The organism is Arthrobacter sp. P1_H7, assembly GCF_056405215.1.
In genome coordinates this window covers 20,673-38,408 of the sequence record NZ_JBFUCO010000001.1, presented here as the reverse complement: position 1 = coordinate 38,408, position 17,736 = coordinate 20,673, and the positions used below count along the sequence as shown (strand labels likewise).

The following is a 17,736-nucleotide window of genomic DNA, read 5'->3' as shown; positions in this document are numbered from 1 at the left end:
AGGCAGAGAGGCAATGCAATGACGTCGACGATTCCGATGCCCTCGGCGGACGGTACCGCGGGCGAGAACCTGGTGGAGATGGCCTGGGACCCGATCACAAGGATCGTCGGCAGCCTCGGCATCTACACCAAGGTCGATTTCAAGAACAACCAAGTGGTGGAATGCCACAGCACGTCCTCGATTTTCCGCGGCTATTCCATCTTCATGCGCGGCAAGGACCCCCGGGACGCTCATTTCATCACGAGCCGGATCTGCGGAATCTGTGGCGACAACCACGCCACCTGTTCCTGTTACGCGCAGAACATGGCCTACGGGGTGAAGCCGCCCCACCTCGGCGAATGGATCGTCAACCTGGGCGAGGCTGCCGAGTACATGTTCGACCACAACATCTTCCAGGAGAACCTGGTCGGCGTGGACTACTGCGAGAAGATGGTCTCCGAAACCAACCCGTCGGTGCTGGCCAAAGCCGAGAACACCCCGGCCCCGCACGCCGCCGAGCACGGCTACCGCACCATCGCGGACATCATGCGCTCGCTTAACCCGTTTACCGGGGAGTTCTACCGCGAGGCGCTGCAGGTGAGCCGGATGACCCGGGAAATGTTCTGCCTCATGGAGGGACGGCATGTCCATCCCTCCACGCTTTACCCCGGCGGCGTGGGCACCGTGGCGACGATCCAGCTGATGACGGACTACATCACCCGGCTCATGCGGTACGTGGAGTTCATGAAGAAGGTCGTACCGATGCACGATGACCTCTTCGACTTCTTCTATGCTGCCCTGCCCGGGTACGAGCAGGTGGGGTTGCGGCGCACCCTGCTGGGCTGCTGGGGGTCCTTCCAGGATCCGGAGTTCTGCAATTTCGCCTACAAGGACATGACGGAGTGGGGCCGGAAGATGTTTGTCACCCCCGGCGTCGTGGTGGACGGCAAACTCGTGACCACGGACCTGGTGCGGATCAATCTGGGGATCCGGATCATGCTGGGCTCGTCCTACTACGAGGACTGGGGCGACCAGGAAATGTTCGTCACCCGCGATCCGCTGGGCAACCCGGTGGACCGCCGGCATCCCTGGAACCAGCACACCAACCCGCGGCCGCAGAAGCGCGACCTCGAGGACAAGTACAGCTGGGTGATGTCGCCGCGGTGGAATGACGGCGAAAGCAACCTGGCGCTGGATACCGGTGGCGGCCCGCTCGCCCGGCTCTGGTCGACCGCCCTTGCCGGGTTCGTCGACACCGGCTACCTCAAGTCAACGGGCAGCAGCGTCCAGATCGAGCTCCCCAAGACTGCGCTGAAGGGCCCGGTGACCCTGGAATGGAAGATCCCGCAGTGGAGCAACACGCTGGAGCGGAACCGCGCCCGGACCTATTTCCAGGCTTACGCGGCCGCCGCCGCACTGCACTTCGCCGAAAAGGCCCTCGAGGAGATCCGCGCCGGCCGCACCAAGACGTGGGAGTCCTTTGAGGTGCCGGAGGAAGCCATCAGCTGCGGGTTCACCGAAGCTGTCCGCGGCGTGCTCTCGCACCACATGGTGATCCGCGACGGCAAGATCGCCAACTACCATCCCTATCCGCCGACGCCGTGGAACGCCAGCCCGCGCGATTCCGAGGGAACACCGGGCCCGTATGAGGACGCGGTGCAGGGCCAGCCCATCTTCGAGGAGAACGACCGCGATCATTTCAAGGGCATCGACATCATGCGCACCGTCCGCAGCTTCGACCCCTGCCTGCCGTGCGGCGTCCACATGTACCTCGGCGACGGGCAGACGCTGGACTTGCTGCACTCCCCCACGCAGTCGCTCACCGGTGAGTAGCCCGCCATGGACCGGGAGAATCTGTTGGGCTCGGCAGGTGAACGGATCAGTTCCCTCCTGGACGCGCTGGGCTCCGGCGGTCCGGTGGCCCGGGAGCGGGCAGAGGAACTCGTCCGGCAGGTGACGGAGCTGTACGGCGCCGGGCTGGAACGAATCCTGCACGTGCTCGATTCACAGGGTGTGCTCGGGCCCGGAACGGTCTCCGCCCTCACGTCCGACCCGCTGGTGTCCGGCCTGCTCCTGATCCACGGGCTGCACCCCGTAGACCTGCCCGGCAGGGTCGCCGGCGCCCTCGACTCCGTCCGGCCCTACCTCGGCTCGCACGGCGGGGACGTGGAACTGCTCGACATCAGCGAAGAAGGCGTCGTCCGGCTGAGGCTGCTGGGCAGCTGCCAGGGCTGTCCGTCGTCGTCAGTGACGCTCAAGCTCGCCGTCGAGGACGCGATCGAATCCGCGGCGCCCGAGGTGACCGGCATCGAAGTGGAGGAGGCGGCTCCCGCCGCCGTTCCCGCCCTCATCCCGGTCGGCGCCCTGCGCACGCGGCTGGACAGGCTGGGCGGCCCACCCGACGCCGGCACTCGCAGTGCCGCGCCGGACTGGGCGGTCCCCGACGCCGGCCTGCCGGCCTCAGGCACGTGGCAGGCGGTCCCGGCCCTCGCTGAGCTGGAGTCCGGAGCCGTGGCGGGATTCCTGGTGGGGGGCGTGGAAGTGCTCACGTGCCGGATCGGCCCGGACGTCTACGCGTTCGTGGACCGCTGCCCGCGGTGCACCCACTCCATGCCGGGCGCCTCGCTGCAGCGGGCGCTGGCGGCCCCCGTGGGCGGGGGGCTGTTGCGCTGCCCGCACTGCCGCAGCCACTTCGACGTCCGGAAGGCCGGGGCCTGCCTCGAGGACAAGGGGCTGCATCTCGATCCCCTCCCGCTGCTGCTCCGCGACGGCGTTCCCTCGGTGGCCGTCCCCACCACCGCGGACCCGCTGTGAAAGGCCGGCACATGAACGCCGCGGCACGGGAACGGAGCCGGGCATGACGGCGCCAACGGGAACCGGGAACCAGCCGGCCGGCAGCGCCGGAATCAACAGCGCCGGAATCAACAGCACCGGAGCCAACAGCGCATCGGCGCTCGCCGTGCTCCGCCGGATAGCTTCCACCCGCCCGGCCCAGACTGCCGGCGAGCGCTGCGAGATGTGCGCAGAGCCCATCCCGGACGCCCACCAGCACGTGGTGGATCTGGAGAGCCGCTCCCTGCTGTGCACGTGCCGGCCCTGCTATCTGCTGTTCACGGACTCGTCGGCCCATCTGCGCTACCGTTCCGTCCCCGACCGCTACCTCTCGTTCGAACCCTTCGAGCTCGGCCAGGCCCAGTGGGACGAGCTGGAAATCCCGGTGGGGCTGGCCTTCTTCTTCTTCAACTCGGCCCTTGGCCGGACTGCCGCCTTCTATCCGAGCCCTGCCGGCGCCACGGAGTCGGAACTTCCCCTGGACGCCTGGGCCTCGGTCCAGGCGGCCAACCCGGCCATCACCGTGCTCGCCCCTGACACGGAGGCCCTGCTGATCCGCTCCCCCGGCCCCGACCGGGAACGGGCGGACTGCCACCTGGTCCCCATCGATGCGTGCTACGAGCTGGTGGGCCGCCTGCGGCGGGTGTGGAAGGGCTTCGACGGCGGCCAGGAGTCCCGCCAGGAGCTCGCGGGATTCTTCGACCGGATCAGCAGCCGCAGCAGGCCCGCCCCCGCCGCGGCAGAGCCGGAGGGACGCCATGGTTGAGCTCGAATTCAGCGTGCTGGACATCGCCCCGGAGCCCTATGCGGCCGCACCCCAGCTGACCGCTCGCCTGCGGGTCCAGGAGAAAAGCGGCGCCGCCGTCCATGCCATGGCCCTGCGGTGCCAGGTGCGGATCCTGGCCCAGCGCCGCGGCTACAACGCCGACGAGGAAGCCGGGCTGCTGGAACTCTTTGGCAGCCGCGGACGGTGGCCCACCACGCTCAGGCCCTTCATCTGGATGCACAGCGGCGTCCTGGTCCAGGGATTTGCGGACAGCGTCGACGTTGACCTGCCGCTGCCCTGCACGTTCGACTTCGAGGTCGCCGCAGCAAAATACCTGAGCTCGCTGCGGGACGGGACGGTTCCGCTCGAGTTCCTCTTCTCCGGGACGGTTTTCACGCGCGGCTCGGCGGGCTTCGGCGTCGAGCAGGTTCCTTGGGACCGGGAATCGAGGTACGACCTGCCCGTGGCGGCCTGGCGCTCGCTGATGAACGCATTCTTCCCGAACCAGGGGTGGATCCGTCTGGACCGCGACGTCCTCGCGGCCCTGGCCAGGTACAAGGCGGTCCACGGCCTGATTTCCTGGGAAGCCGCAATCGAGGGGCTGCTGGCCGGGGCGGGTGACCCGGTACCGTGAACACCGGGCTCAGTCTGGCACGCGCCGTCGCCGATGCCGTCCTCTACGAGGGGTACCTCCTGTACCCCTACCGCGCTTCCTCCGCCAAGAACCAGGCCCGCTGGCAGTTCGGGGTGCTCGGGCCGCCGGGCGCGGCAGAGTCCGGTGCCGGCGAAGAGCCGGACATGGCAGCGGATTGCCTCCTCCAGCCGGGACCCGCCGCCCGGGTCGACGTGCATCTGCGCTTCCTGCACCTCCAGAGACGGTCCGCCGAACGCGCGGATGAAGGCGGCTTCACGCCCGTCGACGAACTCACCGTCGGCGCTTCCCGGTGGCTCAGCTGGGACGAGGCAACGGATCAGGAGATCACCCTCGGGCCGTACAGTCTCGGCCAGCTCGCCGCGGGCGTGTGCGCCCAGGTCAACGTGCCGGCGAGCGAGGACATCGAGCCCGTGCTGGACTCCGCCGGCACCACCGCCGGCAGGCTCGTGCGCCGGCGCCGGGATCTTCGTGGCGAGGTGCGCCTGATGGCGACGCAAGTGGCGGCGCCGGGGCGGGCTGCCGAAGCCGATGCCGCAACCGAGCCGGCCCACGGTCCGCTGTGGCGGCTCAGGGTCACGGTGGAGAACGCGGCGGCAGCGACCGCCGACAAGCGTTCTGCGATCGAGTACTCGTTCATCGGAGCCCATGTCCTGCTCGCCGTCCACGATGCCGACTTCCTGTCGGTGATCGATCCGCCGGGATGGGCGGCGGAGGCGGCGGCTTCGTGCAGCCAGCACCGCTGCTGGCCCGTGCTCGCCGGCCCCGAGGGGCAGCGTGATGTCCTGCTCCTTTCCCCGATCATCCTTTATGACCATCCGGCGGTGGCACCGGAAAGTACCGTGGAACTGTTCGATGCGACGGAGATCGATGAAATCCTGACCTTGCGGGTGCTCACCCTGACCGATGAGGAAAAGGCGGAAGCCCGGTCAACCGATGCCCGGGCCGCGGCAATCATCGAACGCTGCGAAAACATGACCTCAGAGGAACTCGAGCAGCTGCACGGCATCCTGCGGAATCCGCACGATGCCGTGCAACTGGCGGAGCCGCGCGGACCCGGGAGGATCGGAGGCGGCGGCTTCCCTGGCCCCTCAGTCCCGGACTATCAGGAATTTTCCGTTCCTGAGTTCTCCGTTCCCGAGTTTTCAGTTCCCGGCGGCGCCGACGCGGGCACCGACGCCGGCACGCCGTGGTGGGATCCCGCCCGGGACGCTGCCGTGGATCCGGAATCGGACACCGTCTTCATCGACGGCGTCCCGATCTCACGCGGCAGCCGGGTGCGGGTTGTTCCGCTGCGCCGCGCCGACGCCCAGGACCTCTTCTTCGCCGGTAAGGCGGGACGTGTCACCGGAGTCCACTTCGACGTCGACGGCGGAACGCACGTCGCGGTGGTCCTCGAGGCCGACCCCGCCGCCGAACTGCAGGAGTGGTACGGCCGGTATCTGTATTTCGCCCCCGAGGAACTCGTGCCGCTCGCCGCGGCACCGGCCCCGGACAACGGAAAGGAACCATCACCATGAAAGCTCTGGGCATCATGACAGTCGTGCTCCTGCTGGCCGCGGGCCTGGCGGCAGCCGTCGTCGGCCTGCGTTCAATTCCGGACATCAAACGCTACGTGCGCATGCGGAGCATGTGAGGCCCGGCGTGAGCGGGGTTCTCGTCGCGGGCGTGGGGAACGTGTTCCTTCGCGACGACGGATTTGGACCGGCCGTCGCCCGCCGACTGGCCGAGGAGGTTTCCGGCCTGCCCGGCTGGGCGCCGGAGGAGGTCCAGGTGCGGGACTACGGGATCCGCGGGCTGCACCTCGCCTACGATCTCCTGGACGGGGTGGACGCGCTGGTGCTCGTGGATGTGCTCCCGGCCCCGGCGGACGGGAGCACAAGCGCCGGAACGCTCCGGATCCTGAAGATCCGGACGGAGGACCTGGAAAGCGGCGGACCGCTGACGCCAGCCGGCCTTCGTGTCAATCCAGCCTTCGATCCGCATGGCATGGATCCGCTGGCTGTCCTCCGCCGTCTCCGTGTTTTGGGCGGATCGCTGCCGGAGACCTATCTGGTCGGCTGCATCGCGGGGCGAACGGACGAGGGCATGGGACTGTCCGAGGACGTGTCCCGTGCCGTCCCGGCGGCCGTGGAAGCAGTCCGCACCCTGGTCACAGCCCGCATCACGAACGCAGGCGCAGCGCCCGCGAGCGCGGTTCCGGATGAAGCTGGCTGAGGAGGAACCACAGATGTGTTTGGGAATACCGGGCCGGATCATCGAAGTGATCGACGGCTACAACGGGCAGCTCGCCCTGGTGGATGTGGCCGGAGTGGAGCGCAAAATCAACATTGGCCTCCTCGACGACGGCCCCTTGGCGAGCGGCACGTGGGTCCTGATCCACATGGGCTTCGCCCTGGAGCGTGTGGATCAGGATGGTGCCGACCGTGCGATGACGGGACTTGAGCTCATGGGAAGGGGCCCGGACCCCACCGACACGGTCCCGTAGCCTTCGCTCCCCACTGGCTGGACTCCCCCCACTGGCGGAACTGCAGGCGCCCGCTATTCGAGGGCGATCGCGGCGCCGCGGTGCTCCACGCCGGAGTTGGCGATCTTGAGGTGGCGCGCAAAGTAGTGCTGGAGCCGGTGGAGCTGGGCCGGCGAGAGCCGGTCGCACACCCAGTCCCAGTGGAGGGACACCATGTCCCCGGGCGTGAGGTCAGCGATGAAGCCGGACCCGGCCACGGCATACTTGGCCGTCTCGATCACCGGTTCCCCCAGCGACAGCCCCATCCCGTCCCACGCAAGGGGCCGCGAGCGCACGAGGGCGCTGTCCCCTTCGACGGCCACCACCTCGCCCCACCGGATGCGGCATTGGTCAAGGACATTCAGGGCCGTGGATGAGCGCCGGTCATCGCGCAAGAGTCCTGTCCACGGATAGATTTCCAGGACGTGGAAGCTGTGGTGCGGGACGCCGCCGGCCAGGACCCCTTCCATCAGGTGCGGGAACTGATGCCCGGTCCGTGCGCGGAAGCGGTCCTCCATGGAATTGCCGATGCTGCGCACACCCACGGTGTCCAGCAGCGTGTTTCCCACCCAGTAGGCCTCCACCACTGCGTAGTCCAGCGGGTCCGGGTTGCCGGTGGCACCGGCGATGAGCTCCAGGTACGGCCAGGCGCCGGCGAACCCCTTGGCAAGTTCGCGCAGGCCCGCGTCGGTCACCCCGGACTGTCCGTAGTGCAGCAGCGCGTCGCTGTCAGGCGGCCCGCAACTGCCCCGCGAATTCGGCGGATAAGCGTAGCGGACAAACAGTTGGGCGCCGTTGATTTCCATCCCGTGGCCTCGTTTCACAGGGGATATGAGCGAGGCTAGCACCGGCGCCCCTCGGCGAACAATGCCCGCGTTGCCGGCATTGACACCCCTGCGCATTCGGCGGATGCTGTGAGGAAATGCCGCACCGGGATCCTTGCTGTGGCCGGCGCGGAGCGAATGGCCGTTGCGCGCGGTCCTTCCCGGGAGGTAGGCCGATGAGCATCCCCGAAGCCAACCGACGATCTGTACTGGCAGCGGCTCTCTACGGCGGAGGGGCGCTGTTCCTCGCTTCCTGCGCCCCGGCCGGCACACCGCCGCAGTCAACGCCACAGTCAACGCCACAAGCAGGCACTGCAGGTACTGCGCCACCGGGTTCCGCCTCCGGCGCTGCCGGGATCCAGGTCACGGACCAGCGCGGGACCGTACTGAGTTTCGACCGCCCGGTCACCCGGGTGGTGACCATCCCCATGCCGGCCGCCTCCCTGCTGGCCGCCGTCGACCAAGGCGCCGGCCGTCTCGCCGGGATGCACAACGCCTCTTGGGTGGCGATGCGCGACGGCGCCATGGGCGCCATGTACCCGGAGGCCCTGAACATCCCGCACGACATTGCCACGACCGACTTCACGCCCAATGTCGAAAGCATCCGGGCACTGAACCCCGACGTCGTGGTCCAGTGGAGCGATGCGCAACTGACGGCACCACTGGAACAGGCCGGGATGAAGGTCCTGGGCATTACGAACACCGGCACGCAGCAGGACGTGGACACGTGGACTGCGCTCTTCGCAACGATGCTGGGGCGCCCGGACCGGGCTGTGCAGATGAAGGCGCGCAGCGACGGGCAGCAGAAGGCCATCCAGGCCGAGGCCGCCGCCCGCGGCACCGGCGGCCCGGGCATCATCTACTTCAACAGGTTCAGCGGCGGACTCAAAGTGGCCGGGAACGGCAGTTACAACGACTTCTACATCAAGCTCATCGGGGCACACAACCCCGCCACCGGCCCGCAGGGGCTCCAGGGCAAGGGCATGGTGGGCGTGGACGTCGAACAGGTCCTTGCCTGGGATCCGGAGATCATCCTGCTCGGTAACTTCGACGACGCGATGCCCGCCGACGTCTACGGCAACCCCGTGTGGCAAAGCGTCTCCGCCGTGCGCTCCCGCCGCGTCTACAAGGTCCCGCTGGGCGGCTACCGCTGGGATCCCCCCGGCCAGGAGTCACCACTGATGTGGCGCTGGCTCACCGATGTCAGTTTCCCTGCCGGCAACCGCTCCGCGCTGAGGGACGAGACAAACGGCTACTTCGATTTCCTGTACCGCTACCGGCCATCGGCGTCGGAGCTGGACAAGATCCTGTGGACCGAAGCCAATGGCACCTCGGCCAACTACCGGCAGTTCGATGCTTCGTGAGGCCCAGCCTCTGACCACGGGACACCCTGGCGGCCGCCGGGGATCGAAGCTGCGCCAGCTCATCGGTCCCTGCCTGCTCGCAGGCGCCGTCCTGGCAGCCGTGTCCGCGCTGGCCCTCGCCAGCGGCCGCTACAACGTGCCCCTCGACCACGTCGTACAGATCCTGGCCTCCCGAATAGTTCCCTTCGGCCCGGACCTTCCCGCGGCCGAGGAAAACGTGGTGCTGCAGGTCAGGTTGCCCAGGGTCCTGCTCGCCCTGCTGGTCGGCGGCGCCCTCGCAATCGGCGGTGCAGCGCTGCAGGCCGTGTTCCGCAATCCCCTGGTCAGCCCGGAGGTCATCGGTGTCTCATCGGGAGCCTCCTTCGGCGGTGCCCTGGCCCTGCTGCTGGGCCTGGGCCCCGTCGCCCTCGTGGGCGGGTCGTTCGGCTTCGGGTTGCTGGCACTGGGAATCGTCTTCCTCATCACGTCCGGGCGGGGCGGCGCCCACATCCTCATGGTGGTCCTCGGAGGAATCGTCACGGCCTCGTTCTTCTCCGCCCTGGTGGCCCTGGTGACGTATCTGGCGGACCCGTTCACCACCCTGCCCGCAATCGTCTTCTGGTTGCTCGGCAGTGTCTCCACCGCTACGTGGGCGAAAGTGCTGGTGGCCCTCATTCCGATCGCTGCCGGCGGCGTCGTCCTGCTGGCCCTGCGGTGGCGGATCAATGTGCTCTCGCTCGGGGACGATGACGCCACCGCCCTGGGGCTCCGTCCGCGCCCCCTGCGCTGGGTGGTCCTGGCCGCCGTGGCCCTCATGGTTGCCGGCGCCGTCGCCGTCAGCGGCGTCATCAGCTGGGTGGGGCTGGTCATCCCGCACCTCGCACGCATGTGGGTGGGCCCGGACCACCGCGTGCTGCTGCCGGTCTCATTCCTGCTGGGCGGGGCCTACCTGATCGCCATCGACACCATTGCGCGCACCGCCACGGCCGGGGAAATCCCGTTGGGCGTCCTGACCGCCCTGATCGGGGCACCGGTCTTCTTCGTACTGTTGCGCCGGAACCGGGAGAGGATCTGGGACGGTGCTTGAGCTGCGCGGGGCCGGGTTTGGCTATTCACCGCAGAACTGGGTGTTCAAGGATCTCAGCTTCTCGGTGCCCCCGGGCACCGTGACCGCAGTTCTGGGGCCCAACGGCAGCGGCAAGACAACCCTGGTGCGCTGCGCGGCAGGCATGCTGGCCGTACGGGAGGGTGCGGTGCGCAGGTCCGAGACGGCCGGCTATGTTCCCCAGGCGCGCGGCAGCACGTTCGGCTACCCCGCCCTGGACATGGTGGTCATGGGCCGTGCCCGCCACATCGGCGTCTTCCGCTCCCCCGGCAGCCGGGACAGGGCCGCCGCGCTTCACGCCATGGACCGGGTGGGGATCGCCGCCCTGGCCGACCGGCTGTTTCCGACCCTGAGCGGGGGCGAGCAGCAGCTGATCCTCATTGCACGGGCCATCGCCGGCGGTTCGCGGCTCCTCGTCCTGGATGAGCCGTCCACCGGGCTGGACCTGAAGAACCAGGTCAGGGTCCTACAGCTCCTGAGGGAACTTGTGCGGACCGGGATGTCGCTGCTCGTGAGCACACATCACCCGGACCACGCCCTGTTCCTCGCAGACTCGGTGGTCCTCATGGGCGCCCAGGGTGTGGTGACCGGGCCTGCCGGTCCGCTCCTCGCCGATGCGCAGCTTTCGGCGCTGTACGGCGTCCGCGTCAGCACCCTGAACTACGACGACGCCGGCACGCCCCGCCGCACGGTGGTCACCCCGTTCGGCGCCGACGAGGGCTGATCCGAACGCCCAAGCGCCCGGCCGCTGGGCTGCCGGGCGCTTGGGCGTCACCGAGCGGTATTGCGTCCGGCCGGGGCCGGGGATCGCGGCCGCGACCGGGAAGGTGCAGGCGTGCGGTCAGGCGTGCGCCAGGACCGGTTGTGCCGGCTGTGCCGGCTGTGCCGGCTGTTCGGCGTCCTGTGCACCGGAGTGGTCGGCCAGCATCGTCTCTTCGTCGAACGGCTCGGCACCGGCGAGGACACGGTCCACGCGTCCGCCGTCGATCTCCTTGACCCAGGTGCCGATCAGCACTGTGGCGACGGCGTTGCCGGTGAAGTTGGTCAGGGCGCGCGCCTCGGACATGAACCGGTCGATGCCGACGATCATGCCCACACCGCCCAGCAGTTGGGGTGCGTGCGCCTGGAGTCCGGCGGCCAGCGTGGCCAGCCCGGCGCCGGTGACGCCGGCGGCACCCTTGGAGGCGATGATCATGAAGACCAGCAGGGAAACCTGGGCGCCCAGGTCCAGCGGCGTACCCATGGCATTGGCGACGAACAGCGCGGCCATGGTCAGGTAGATGGCGGTCCCGTCCAGGTTGAAGGAGTAGCCGGTGGGGACCGTGACACCCACGACCGGCTTGGACACGCCGAGGTGTTCCATCTTCGCGATCAGGCGGGGCAGCGCGGCTTCGGAGGAGGACGTGGAGAAGATCAGCAGGTATTCGCGGCCGAGGTACTTCATGAGCTTGAAGATGCTGACGCCCGCGACCGCCTTGAGCAAACCGCCGAGGATCACGACGATGAACAGGGCGCAGGTGATGTAGAAGGCGCCCATCAGGGTCGCCATGCTGATGATGGCCTGGAAGCCGGTGGCACCGACCACCGCTGCGATCGCGCCGAAGGCTCCGACCGGGGCCAGCCACATGATCATGATGAGGATGCGGAACACGAGGGCCTGTCCGTAACCGACGGCCTTGAGGATCGGGGCTCCCTGCGGGCCCATCTTCTGCAGCGCGAAGCCGACCAGGATCGCGGCGAGGAGAGTCGGCAACACGGGAATGTCGCCCGGGATGATGCCCAGCAGGAAGTCAACGGTGCTGTCGACTGCCGCCTTCTTGTTCGGATCATAGGGGGCGAGCTTGAGGCCCTCGCCCGGGTGGATCAGGTTGCCGACCACCAGGCCGATCCCCAGGGCGAACGTGGACATGACCACAAAGTAGGCGAGCGCGAGGCCGCCGACTTTGCCGACCGTGGCGGCCTTGGCGATGGAGCCGATGCCCAGCACGATTGTGCAGAAGATTACGGGCGCGATCATCATCTTGATGAGTTTGATGAAGCCGTCGCCGAGCGGTTTGAGGGATTTGCCGACCTCGGGGAACAGCAGACCGATAACGGCACCCGCAATCACGGCTACGATGACTGCGATGTAGAGGTAGTGGGACTTGTCCAGTCCCTTGCGCTTCTTGGCCGGAGCGGCGGCCGGTGCTGCTGACTCTCCTCGTTGAGAGGCCATGGTGTTCTCCTTGGATAGGCTGGACTTGGTGCGGTCCTGGCTGTGGTCCGCTCTTGTCCTTCTTGCGTGTAACCCCATCATTGATGAGAAGGTGACGCGCATCACCCTTGCGTTCATATTGGTCATGGAAGGTGTTGATGATCCGGCGCTGGAGCATCGCCCGCAGGCTGTTTGCGGCCAATCTGCTGTTCGTGGTGGCCCTGACGGCGATCGTTGGCACGGCGGTGTTCATCGACGCGCGCGATCACGCCTACGACGAGGCCGGACGCCGGATGGCCGGCATCGCCACCACCGTCGCCGACGCCCCCTTCGTCCTGGCGGCGGCGGACACGGCCGATCCCACGGCCCTGCTGCAGCCGTATGCCCTGGAGATCATGAACGACGCCGGCGCGGATTTCGTCACGATCATGGCCCCGGACCGCACTCGCTGGACCCACCCGCGCGATGAGGAACTGGGCAAACCGTATATCGGCTCCATCGACGCGGCCCTCCACGGCCAGGTGTTCACGGAAGTCATGGCCGGTACCCTCGGCCCGTCGGTGCGCACCATCGCCCCGGTCAAGGATGCCGACGGCAAGGTCCGGGCGCTCGTGGCCGCGGGCGTGACGGTCCGGACGGTGGACGTTGCACTCTCCGGCCGGCTCCCGGCGCTGCTGGCCATCAGCCTGGCGCTGCTGGCCGGCGGTTCGGCGGCGGCCTGGCTCCTGGGCCGGTACCTGCGCCGGGTGACCCGCGGCTGGGGCCCGGAAGAGCTGGGCCAGCTCTTCGCGTACTACGAATCGGTGCTGCATTCGGTGCGTGAGGGCGTGATCCTCATCGATCCCAAGGGCAAAGTGGTGATGTATAACGACCAGGCCGCCGAACTGCTCGGGCTGAGGAAACAGTCCGCCGACGGCGTTCCCCCTTCCGGCGCGGACGGCGCCGGCGCTGCGGGGGGCGGGCGCCAGGCGGCGCCCTCCCTCGCGGAGTTGCCGCTGGCCCCCAGCCTCAAGGAGCTCTTCGAATCGGGGCGGACCGCCCTGGATGAGATCCACCTGACCGGCTCGCGGATCCTCGTGGTCAACCAGGGCCCCGCGGTGGGACCCGAGTCTGCCGGCGCCCGCCAGCGTGGAGCGGTGTCAGGCGCTGCCGTCTCTGGCGCTCCTGTTTACGGAACCGTTGCCACTATCCGGGACCGTACCGAAATCGAATCCCTGGGCAGTGAACTCGAGACCATGCGCACGCTCTCGGACGCGCTCCGCGCCCAGACCCATGAGCACGCCAACCGGCTTCACACCATCGTCTCGCTCATGGAACTGGGCCGGGGTCCCGAGGCGCTGGACTTCGCCACCAAGGATCTGGAACTCAGCCAGCGCCTGAGCGATGACCTGGTGAGTTCCATCGAGGAACCGGTGCTCGGGGCCCTGATCATGGGCAAGGCAGCCGAAGCAAACGAACGCGGCGTCGAACTGACCCTTAATACCGGCGGTTCGACGGCGGTGACGGGGCTGGCCGTGCAGGACCTCGTGGCCATCCTGGGGAACCTGCTGGACAATGCCATCGACGCCGCGGCCGAGGCGCCGGCACCCAGGCTCGTGGAGCTGACCGTCGAGACCACCGGTTCCGCCCTGGAGATCACGGTGGAGGACAGCGGTCCCGGAATCGACCCGGCGGCCGTGGAGGACGTCTTCCGGCACGGCTTCAGCACCAAGACCCCGGGACCGTTCGGACGCGGCCTCGGCCTGGCCTTGGTCCGCCAGTCCGTGCAGCGGCTGGGCGGTACCATGACAATCACCAGCCCGGCCGGAGCACTCTTCCGCGTCACGCTGCCGGTCACAACACCGCCGGTCACAACAGAGGGACAGCCATGAGCGAGATCCGGGTGCTCGTCGTCGAAGATGAGCCCATTGCTGCCGCGGCGCACGCCGCCTACATCGAGAGGCTGGACGGTTTCACCCTGGCCGGTTGCGCGCCCGACGGGCAGTCCGCCCTGCGCCTGCTCACCGAATTCTCCGCGGCCGGCAATCCGGTGGAGCTGGTCCTGCTGGACATGAACCTGCCGGACCTGCACGGGCTGGACATCGCACGCCGGATGCGGGCGGCGGGACTGTTCGCGGACATTATCGCCATCACCGCCGTGCGGGAGCTGAACATCGTCCGCAGCGCGGTGGCCACGGGCGTGGTCCAGTACCTGATCAAGCCGTTCACCTACGCCACGTTCGCGGACAAGCTCGCCAGCTACCGGCAGTTCCGCGAGCAACTGGCCTCGCCCCGGACGGGAAAGCCCGGGACCGGGGCCTCCCAAAGTGATGTGGACCAGGCCTTCGCGAGCCTGCGGGCCCCCTCCGAAGTGTCGCTGCCCAAGGGTTTGTCCGTCTCCACGCTGGAATCAGTAAAGGACTTCATCAAGCACCAGGCCGGGGCCGTGTCGGCCAGCGAGGTCATGGAGTCGCTCGGCATGTCCCGGGTCACCGCCCGGCGCTACCTCGAGTACCTCGCCGACGCCGGCACAGTCTCCCGCGCGGCCCGCTACGGCACCCCCGGCCGGCCGGAGAACGAATACCGCTGGAACCGGCCGCAGACGTAGGCCTGCCGCTCCCCCGTTCCCGCCATCGAGGGGCACTTGACGGCAATGATTCCGGTTAATGCCATGCGGTCGCTGTTGAAGTGCCAAGGCAGTGGGGCGGCGCGCGTTGCGAATAGGCGATGATCCGGGTGATCATCATTCGCCGCCCCACTGCGGTCTGGTGCTGGCGGACTCTGTGTCCAGGCCTTCTTCGTGGTTACGTGCCGCAACCGAAGGCTTCATTCAATGCGGCGGGGTCGGCCTGGACCAGGCAGCCGCGTCGCCGTTGGCCGTGCGGTTACATGATGCCGGTGGGGACCAGCAGGACCCAGGCGAGGGCCGGGGCTACGAGCACCACTCCCCCCGCATAGGCCATTAGCTGCCGGTAGACTCGCTGCCTATCGTCGTCGCGGGCGTTGGCGACGACCAGTGCACCGTCGGTGGAGAAGGGCGAGACATCCACCACCGTGGCCGCGATCGCCAGCGCCGCGACCGTTCCTGAGGCGCTCAGCGAGCTGGTAGCCAGAAGCGGACCGGCCAGGGGAATGAACGCGGTCAACAACGCCGTGGAGGAGGCGAAGGCTGAGCCGACGCCAATGACGTAACAGAGGACCAGCGCCACCAGCAGCGGTGCGCCCAGCGCCAGAGCCTGCTCGGCGAGGGTATCAATGACGCCAACATGCTGGAGCAGGGAGACATAGGTGATCATGCCGGCCACCAGCAAAACGGTGGACCAGGAGACGCCGCCTATAAACGTTTGGTGTTCCCTGATGTTTACCAGCGCCAACAGGAGTCCGGCAGAGAGCGCCACAAAGCCGATCGGCAGGTGGAACCCCAGGGTGCACACGAGCATCACCGCGATCAGTGCCAGCGTGAGGATCTGTTGCCCGCCAGGACGGCTGGTCCGGGCGGTGTCGACGTCGGCATGCTGGCCGCCTTCGCCGTCTCGCAGCCTGCCCAGGAGGGCAAACAGGACGATAGTGAGCACGGAGAGAATGAGATTCAGAGCGAAGCTTGCAATAAAGAGTGCGCCCTGGGAGATGGGAAATCCGTTCTTCAGAGCGATATCGTGCACTAGCACACCGGCAACAGACAGCGGGGAAAAGCCGCCGGCGTGCGCTCCGTTGATGATAAATGCGCCCATCAGTACGGGATGGATCCGGGACTCGTAGGCGAATCCAATGGCCGCCGGTGCCAGCAGCGCAACGGCGGCCGGTGAGAAGGTGCCCAGGGACGTGAGCGCAGCAGCGATCAGGAAAAACACCCAGGGCAGCAGCATAGTCTTGCCCCTGACGAGGCGCACGCAGGTCTGGACGATGATGTCGATGGTGCCGTTCCGCTGGGCCATGCTGAAGAAATAGGTGACTCCGATGATCGTCACGACAATGCTGGCGGGGAACTCTTCGAGGATCTGTTTGTCCGTCATTCCGAGCATGAAATAGCCGACGCCGAAGGAGGCGACCAGCCCCATCACCCCGATGTTCAGCGGCCATTTTGTGGCGACGATGAACATTATGACGAGGATGACGAGCGGGATGATTTGGACAGCGGTCATGGAGTGCTCCGGTTGCGGGGTGGCCGAGGGGTTGAAGATATCACCCCCCAGCACGAGCGCAATCAAAGCCAGGAACGCGAACCCGGCGGCCGCCGCCGCCAGTAGGATTCGGCGGCGACGGGTTGGACGCGGGGCGTCGTTGTCCCGGGTCTCGTCCGCAGCGACAGCGGTGCGGTGCTCAGTCTTGGTCATGATGGTCTCCTCAGCGGGTGGCTCCCGCGAGGGAGGCAGCGACGGCGCTGCCGGGGACCTCGGGGAGATGGATGATGGTTGTGGCGATGGTGCGGGCTGTGCGGTCGACGCCTACGAGGAGCGTCCCGTCGTGCTCCTCGCTCCAGGTCTCAATGACCCCGGCGGGGGTGCGGAGCCGGAGCGTGCTCCCCAGGGAGTCGCCCGTGATGGTGTGCAGCACGGTGCCGGGGGTGCGGGCGGCCAAGGTCAGGGCGATGCTGCCGGTGATGGCCAGGGCCGGGTGGGGCTTGCCCATGGAGAGCATCATGACGTTGGCGTCGCAGCCGGGGTCGGCCTGGGTCGGCGCGGCGACAACGGCGAGCTTGGGGATGGCCCGGGCCGCTTCGGCTGTCGTGCGGACCAGCCCCATCCGCACCGCCGCCTGACGCCGAATCTGCTCCAGGGTATCCAGCTGCAGCTCCACTCCGGCGCGCCAGCTGTCGTATCTGGCCGGGTCCAGGCCCAGCTCTTCGGCGTTGACGATCACCACGGGCGCTCCGGCGTCGACCATCGACACGGTCCAGAAGGTTCCGCCGGCGGTGAGGGTGTCAGTGGCCGCTCCGGTGGGCAGCAGCGCACCGGTGGTCCTGCCGGCAGGGTCCTGGAAGCCGAGCCCCACAGCGTAGCCGGGGAAGGGTACGCCTGGCATCCGGGCGTCCGGAACGGAGGCCAGGGCTCCGGCAGGGGTCGCCACACTCTGGACGATGATTTGGTTGGTGTTGGTGTTGCGGGTGACGATCCGGGTGACGTCTCCGTTTGGGAGCACCCAGCCCTTCTCGATGGCGTACAGACCCACCACCGCCGAGCCGTTCCCGCAGTTGCTGCCCCAGTCCACCGCGGCCTCTTCGACGCCCACTTGGGCAAAGGTGTACTCAACGTCGACGTCGCCACTGACGGGCCGGTGCAGGATCACGGCCTTGCTGGTGGTCGAGGTGGCGCCGCCGACGCCGTCGATCTGGCGCGGGTCCGGGCTGCCAAACAGCCGCGGCAGCAGCACATCGAGGCTGGTGCCCCCCGCCTGGAGATGCTCCGCTTCGAACACCCAGCACTTACTGGTGCCTCCGCGCATCCATTGGGCTTCGATCTTCATGGTGATTCCCGCTTCTCCTCGTGCCTCAGACTTGAATGAGGACCTGAAAAGAGATTGAGCCAGATCACAATTTTAGACAATGTTGGATTTTTT

17 protein-coding genes are annotated in these 17,736 nt (G+C 67.8%); 13 read left to right on the top strand and 4 right to left on the bottom strand.

Translation table 11 applies throughout. The features are described 5' to 3' along the window. The first annotated feature begins 18 nt into the window (after positions 1 to 18). Genes AC1DXI_RS00180 through AC1DXI_RS00145 form a run of 8 tightly spaced genes read left to right on the top strand, consistent with a single transcriptional unit; the run spans position 19 to position 6,717 of the window. On the top strand, positions 19 to 1,812 hold the full coding sequence (locus AC1DXI_RS00180; RefSeq protein WP_018772303.1) for a nickel-dependent hydrogenase large subunit: 1,794 nt from the start codon (positions 19 to 21) through the stop codon (positions 1,810 to 1,812). A gap of 6 nt (positions 1,813 to 1,818) precedes the next feature. Then, a complete protein-coding gene (locus AC1DXI_RS00175; protein WP_476936966.1) occupies positions 1,819 to 2,793 on the top strand; it encodes a NifU family protein in 975 nt (324 codons plus the stop codon). 43 nt (positions 2,794 to 2,836) lie between these two features. Continuing rightward, entirely contained in the window at positions 2,837 to 3,577 is a 741-nt protein-coding gene (locus AC1DXI_RS00170) for a DUF5947 family protein (RefSeq protein ID WP_476936965.1), read from the top strand. Continuing rightward, the gene (locus AC1DXI_RS00165; RefSeq protein WP_476936964.1) at positions 3,570 to 4,211 is read left to right on the top strand and encodes a DUF6084 family protein; all 642 of its coding nucleotides are present in this window, start codon (positions 3,570 to 3,572) and stop codon (positions 4,209 to 4,211) included. Before AC1DXI_RS00170 ends, AC1DXI_RS00165 begins: the two co-directional genes overlap by 8 nt. After that, positions 4,208 to 5,749 (top strand): hypothetical protein, encoded by a 1,542-nt coding sequence (locus AC1DXI_RS00160; RefSeq protein WP_476936963.1) that lies wholly within the window; start codon positions 4,208 to 4,210, stop codon positions 5,747 to 5,749. The genes AC1DXI_RS00165 and AC1DXI_RS00160 overlap by 4 nt, the downstream gene beginning before the upstream one ends. Next, positions 5,746 to 5,865, top strand: a complete 120-nt coding sequence (locus AC1DXI_RS00155; protein ID WP_018772298.1) for a DUF6893 family small protein — start codon at positions 5,746 to 5,748, stop codon at positions 5,863 to 5,865. Before AC1DXI_RS00160 ends, AC1DXI_RS00155 begins: the two co-directional genes overlap by 4 nt. Positions 5,866 to 5,873: 8 nt before the next feature. After that, a complete protein-coding gene (locus AC1DXI_RS00150; RefSeq protein ID WP_476936962.1) occupies positions 5,874 to 6,446 on the top strand; it encodes a hydrogenase maturation protease in 573 nt (190 codons plus the stop codon). 13 nt (positions 6,447 to 6,459) lie between these two features. Next, positions 6,460 to 6,717, top strand: a complete 258-nt coding sequence (locus AC1DXI_RS00145; protein ID WP_476936961.1) for a HypC/HybG/HupF family hydrogenase formation chaperone — start codon at positions 6,460 to 6,462, stop codon at positions 6,715 to 6,717. A gap of 53 nt (positions 6,718 to 6,770) precedes the next feature. On the opposite strand, the gene AC1DXI_RS00140 is transcribed toward AC1DXI_RS00145, so the two are convergent. Then, positions 6,771 to 7,541 carry a DUF6390 family protein gene (locus AC1DXI_RS00140; RefSeq protein WP_476936960.1) on the bottom strand — a complete coding sequence of 257 codons (771 nt, stop codon included), beginning with the start codon at positions 7,539 to 7,541 and terminating at the stop codon, positions 6,771 to 6,773. A 194-nt stretch (positions 7,542 to 7,735) separates the two neighbouring features. On the opposite strand from AC1DXI_RS00140, the gene AC1DXI_RS00135 reads away from it, so the two are divergent. Genes AC1DXI_RS00135 through AC1DXI_RS00125 form a run of 3 tightly spaced genes read left to right on the top strand, consistent with a single transcriptional unit; the run spans position 7,736 to position 10,731 of the window. Next, positions 7,736 to 8,923: an ABC transporter substrate-binding protein gene (locus AC1DXI_RS00135; RefSeq protein WP_476936959.1), complete on the top strand. Its 1,188-nt coding sequence runs from the start codon at positions 7,736 to 7,738 to the stop codon at positions 8,921 to 8,923. Next, positions 8,883 to 9,989 carry a FecCD family ABC transporter permease gene (locus tag AC1DXI_RS00130; protein WP_476936958.1) on the top strand — a complete coding sequence of 369 codons (1,107 nt, stop codon included), beginning with the start codon at positions 8,883 to 8,885 and terminating at the stop codon, positions 9,987 to 9,989. Before AC1DXI_RS00135 ends, AC1DXI_RS00130 begins: the two co-directional genes overlap by 41 nt. After that, a complete protein-coding gene (locus AC1DXI_RS00125) occupies positions 9,982 to 10,731 on the top strand; it encodes an ABC transporter ATP-binding protein (RefSeq protein ID WP_476936957.1) in 750 nt (249 codons plus the stop codon). Before AC1DXI_RS00130 ends, AC1DXI_RS00125 begins: the two co-directional genes overlap by 8 nt. A 117-nt stretch (positions 10,732 to 10,848) precedes the next feature. Here the strand turns inward: AC1DXI_RS00125 and AC1DXI_RS00120 are convergent, their stop codons facing one another. Continuing rightward, the gene (locus AC1DXI_RS00120; RefSeq protein WP_476936956.1) at positions 10,849 to 12,222 is read right to left on the bottom strand and encodes a cation:dicarboxylate symporter family transporter; all 1,374 of its coding nucleotides are present in this window, start codon (positions 12,220 to 12,222) and stop codon (positions 10,849 to 10,851) included. 137 nt (positions 12,223 to 12,359) lie between these two features. Between AC1DXI_RS00120 and AC1DXI_RS00115 the strand changes: the two genes are divergently transcribed. Further along, positions 12,360 to 14,072: a sensor histidine kinase gene (locus tag AC1DXI_RS00115; RefSeq protein WP_476936955.1), complete on the top strand. Its 1,713-nt coding sequence runs from the start codon at positions 12,360 to 12,362 to the stop codon at positions 14,070 to 14,072. Then, the gene (locus AC1DXI_RS00110) at positions 14,069 to 14,788 is read left to right on the top strand and encodes a response regulator (protein ID WP_476936954.1); all 720 of its coding nucleotides are present in this window, start codon (positions 14,069 to 14,071) and stop codon (positions 14,786 to 14,788) included. Before AC1DXI_RS00115 ends, AC1DXI_RS00110 begins: the two co-directional genes overlap by 4 nt. A 277-nt stretch (positions 14,789 to 15,065) precedes the next feature. On the opposite strand, the gene AC1DXI_RS00105 is transcribed toward AC1DXI_RS00110, so the two are convergent. Together AC1DXI_RS00105 and AC1DXI_RS00100 are read right to left on the bottom strand one after the other, a co-directional pair. Then, complete coding sequence (locus AC1DXI_RS00105) at positions 15,066 to 16,514, bottom strand: SLC13 family permease (protein ID WP_476936953.1); 1,449 nt, start codon at positions 16,512 to 16,514, stop codon at positions 15,066 to 15,068. A 10-nt stretch (positions 16,515 to 16,524) separates the two neighbouring features. After that, positions 16,525 to 17,643 carry a PrpF domain-containing protein gene (locus AC1DXI_RS00100; RefSeq protein WP_476936952.1) on the bottom strand — a complete coding sequence of 373 codons (1,119 nt, stop codon included), beginning with the start codon at positions 17,641 to 17,643 and terminating at the stop codon, positions 16,525 to 16,527. Between the last annotated feature and the right edge of the window lie 93 nt (positions 17,644 to 17,736).